Origin of the sequence: Saccharomonospora iraqiensis subsp. iraqiensis (assembly GCF_000430445.1) — a bacterium.
In the GTDB taxonomy this organism is placed as follows: Bacteria; Actinomycetota; Actinomycetes; order Mycobacteriales; family Pseudonocardiaceae; genus Saccharomonospora; species Saccharomonospora iraqiensis.
Genome location: NZ_KE387052.1, coordinates 2,507 through 5,478 on the forward strand (window position 1 = coordinate 2,507; position 2,972 = coordinate 5,478).

The following is a 2,972-nucleotide window of genomic DNA, read 5'->3' on the forward strand; positions in this document are numbered from 1 at the left end:
CGCGTGGCTGGCGCAGCGGCGCAGCCGGTGGACGGGGCTGCGGGCGTGGTTCCTGCCGGGTGCGGACGGTGCGCCGCCGCGGGTGGAGAACCTGCGGCTGGTGGCCCGGCGGGCGATCACCACGTTGTTGCAGGTGTTGGAGCGGATCACCGAGTCGCGCCGTCGGGCGAGCAGTGCGGTCGCCGACTTCCGGGAGTTGGCGCGGTGGTTCGCGCACGCGCCGTCGGAGGACGACTGTCACCGGCTGTTCTCGGCGGCGTTCGGGTTGGGTCCGGCGCGGCACGCGCATCTGACGCACCCGGATCCGGAGCTGGTGCCCACCGGGGTGCCGTGGCGGGACGCGCCGTCGGTCCCGGTGTCGCCGTTGCTGCGCACGGCGGGACGCGCGGAGAAGGTGGCCCGCACCGGGCGGGTGCGCGACGTGGACGCGCTGAAGCGGCAGCGTGCCGAACGGGCCCGTGTGCAGCAGGAAGAACTGCGCTTGGCGATGGCCCGGCTGGGCACCGAGGGGCCGGTGCGGCTGTCGGCGTTCGGCACGTTGGAGCAGGCGACGTTCGAGCGGCTGTTGGACCTGCTCGGGCGTGCGCTGGCGGCCCGGCCGGACAGTACGGGTGTGCGGCGGGCGAGCACCCCGGACGGGAAGGTGGAGGTGGTGCTGCGTGCCCCCCGGGAGGGGGCCGTGGCGACGCTGCGCACCGCGCGTGGGGTGTTGACCGGGCCGGACTATCTGGTGGACATCAGCGCGCCCGGGCTGGTGGGTAACGGACAGGGTGCTGTGTCCGACTCGTTTGGGGGCACCGACTCGCCCGGGGGCGGTGGTGCGTCCGGCGCCCCCGACGGGTTTCCCCCGCACGAGGAGACGGGCACGTGAGCAATCTGGGCAACCAGCTCGTCGCGGCCGAGCAGGAGGAGGTGGCCCGGGGTATCCGGCTGCTGCTGGGCAGGCCGTTGCTGACCAAGCAGCACGAGCCGGAGGCGTTCGACCTGGTCCGCAGGCGGCAGCAGCCGATCGAGCTGTGGTTCGACTACAACTGCGGCTGGCCGTTGACGGTGGAGCCGCGCCTCGGCTACGCGCGGCTGGCGAAGATCCGCCGGCCGGACGAGACGCGGCCCGCGCGGCGGTCCCGGTCGAACCGGGCGCCGTTCGACCGCAGGCGCTACACCCTGCTGTGTGTGGTGGCGGCGGAGCTGTTGTCCGGTCCGGTGACCACGATCGGTCTGCTGGCCGACCGGGTGCGCCAGGCCACGGCCACCGACGACGCGCTGGACACGTTCGACACCGCCCGGCACGGCGAGCGCAAGGCGTATGTGGACGTGTTGCGGCTGCTGGAGTCGTTCGGCGCGTTGACCACGGTGGACGGGGTGACCGAGTCGTTCGTGGACTCCCGGGAGGCGAAGGTGCTCTACCGGGTGGACACCACGCTGGTGCTGCGGCTGCTGGCCGCGCCGAGCGGGCCGTCGCGCAGCCCGGTGCCGCCGGAGGAGGTGGGCCTGCGCTGGCCCGAGCTGGTGGACGGGCTGCTGCGGGAGCCCCGGTACGGCGACGGGGAGTCGCCGACCACGGACGTGCGCCGCAACCTGTGGCTGCGGCACTCGATCTTCCGTCGGCTGTTCGATGACCCCGTGCTCTACGACGCCGACCTGACCGAGGACCAGCGCGCGTACCTGCGCAACCCGCGGGGCCGCCAGTTGCTGCGCGCGGCGGCCGAGCAGGCCGGGTTCGTGCTGGAGGAACGGGCCGAGGGTTATCTGCTCGTCGACCCGGACGCGCTCGCGACCGACCGCACGTTCCCCGGCGGCAGCGGCACCGTCGGCGGGGCGGCGCTGCTGGTGTTGGACCGGCTGGTGGCCGCCGACACGGGGCTGACGGTCGAGCAGTTGCACGCCGAGGCGAGCGGCCTGCTGCGGGAGTATCCGCACTGGGCGCGGCAGTACCGCGACGACGACGGGCCGGCGCGGCTGGTGTCCGAGTCGCTGTCGGTGCTGACGACGTTCGGCCTGGCCGCGCGGGAGGCGGGCCGGGTGCGTGCGCTGCCCGCCGCCGCCCGCTACACCGTCACCGAGATCCGGCAGTGAGCGAGGGAGATCCGTGACCGTCACCGAGTTCCCGCAGCGCCCCGATCCCACCGAGGACGCGCCCGACGCCGCCGCCCGCGCGCCGCGCTGGCAGCCGCAGCGGGCCGGTCTGCTGAACGTGTGGCGCTACTACGACGAGGTGTTCTCCTTCCACGACGGCCGGGTGCTGCTGCGTGGGCCGAACGGCACGGGCAAGTCGAAGGCGTTGGAACTGCTGCTGCCGTTCCTGTTCGACGCGAGCCTGAAGCCGAACCGGCTGTCCACGTTCGGCACGTCCGAGCGGACGATGCACTGGAACCTGATGGGTGAGGGCGCCACCGGCAAGACCCGGGTCGGGTACGTGTGGCTGGAGTGCGCGTGGCTGCCGGAGCGGGACGCGTGGTTCACCTGTGGCGCGCGGTTGCAGGCCACGGCGAACACCAGCGGGGTCAAGGCCACGTTCTTCACCACCACCCGCAGGGTCGGCGAGGACCTGGAGCTGACGAACGAGTCGGGGCAGCCGCTGACGCCCTCCGCGTTGGCCGAGGCGCTCGGTGAGCACGGCACGGTGCACGAGCACCGCGGCGACTACCGTTCCGCGGTGCGGCAGACGTTGTTCCCGGGGCTGTCCGAACAGCGCTACGACGCGCTGATCACCGCGTTGCTGCAGCTGCGGATGCCGAAGCTCTCCCAGCGGCTCGACCCGGCGCTGCTGTCCACACTGCTCTCGCACGCGCTGCCGCCGTTGGACGAGGAGGACATCGCCGAGCTGGCCGAGGGGTTCGAGCGGCTGGACCGGCAGCGGGAACGTCTCGCGCAGCTCGACGCCGAGGCCGACGCGGCACGTCGGGTCGCCGAACGCCAGCGCACCTACGCCCGCCGGGTGCTGCGCGCCGCCGCCGCGGGTGTGACCGCCT

General features: G+C 73.6%; 2 protein-coding genes and 1 pseudogene. All 3 read left to right on the forward strand.

Annotation, left to right across the window (positions count from 1 at the left end):
• On the forward strand, window positions 1-871 hold an 871-nt coding region (locus ACTIR_RS21595; RefSeq protein ID WP_084789306.1), incomplete at its 5' end, for a TIGR02677 family protein.
• Window positions 868-2,076, forward strand: a complete 1,209-nt coding sequence (locus tag ACTIR_RS0103850) for a TIGR02678 family protein (protein WP_026453280.1) — start codon at window positions 868-870, stop codon at window positions 2,074-2,076. The genes ACTIR_RS21595 and ACTIR_RS0103850, both read left to right, overlap by 4 nt.
• A 13-nt stretch (window positions 2,077-2,089) precedes the next feature.
• Window positions 2,090-2,972, forward strand: a pseudogene (locus ACTIR_RS0103855) (TIGR02680 family protein); the annotation flags it as partial.